Raw genomic sequence first — 842 nt, 5'->3', positions numbered from 1 at the left:
TTTTTTAACTTAACCTCTGGTACCATTTTAGGGGAGTATTATAACCAGCCAATAGGGGATTGGAATGTAAGTGAGGTTACAAGTATGAGGAATATGTTTTCAGGCTCCAAGTTTAACCAGGACATTGGGAACTGGGACGTAGGTAATGTCACCGATATGTGGGCGATGTTTCTGGGTTCAGAATTCAATAAGCCCATTGATGGCTGGAATGTAAGTGAGGTTACAAACATGGGAATGATGTTTTTTAATACCCAGTTTAATCAACCGTTAGGTAGTTGGGACGTGGGAAAGGTTACAAACATGTGGTCGATGTTTCAGAGTTCTCCTTTTGACCAACCCATCGGAGAGTGGAATGTTGGCAGTGTCACAACTATGTGGGCAATGTTTTATAATTCTCCGTTCAACCAGCCCATTGGAAATTGGGACGTGGGAAAGGTCACGGTTACGAGATCCATGTTTTTTAATACCCCATTCAATCAACCCATCCATAACTGGGATGTAAGTTATGTTACCGATATGAATCAAATGTTTTCAAACACGCCGTTCAACCAACCGATAGGGAATTGGGACGTAAGCAACGTAACAGATATGAGCTTAATGTTTTTTAATAGTCCGAGTTTCAATCAAGACCTGTCGAAGTGGTGCGTCACCAAAATACCGAGGATACCTTCGGGCTTCAGCACGGGGGCCATTGCATGGCTGCTACCTCAGCCGGTTTGGGGAACCTGCCCCGATTAAATCAGTACGAAAAAACACTCATACCCTCACGCTCAGAATATCCAAGCGATTGTTAACAGTAGTTTGTTTCCGATTTCAGGATATTTTGCCAGATTTTGGATATA

General features: G+C 42.8%; 1 protein-coding gene. It reads left to right on the top strand.

What is annotated here, in order from left to right:
* Positions 1 to 738: BspA family leucine-rich repeat surface protein (locus tag ADIS_RS04440; RefSeq protein ID WP_155907122.1), on the top strand; the 738-nt coding region annotated here is incomplete at its 5' end.
* Positions 739 to 842: the final 104 nt, after the last annotated feature.

Origin of the sequence: Lunatimonas lonarensis (genome assembly GCF_000390185.1) — a bacterium.
Taxonomy (GTDB): Bacteria; Bacteroidota; Bacteroidia; order Cytophagales; family Cyclobacteriaceae; genus Lunatimonas; species Lunatimonas lonarensis.
This window is presented reverse-complemented; position numbering and strand designations above follow the sequence as displayed.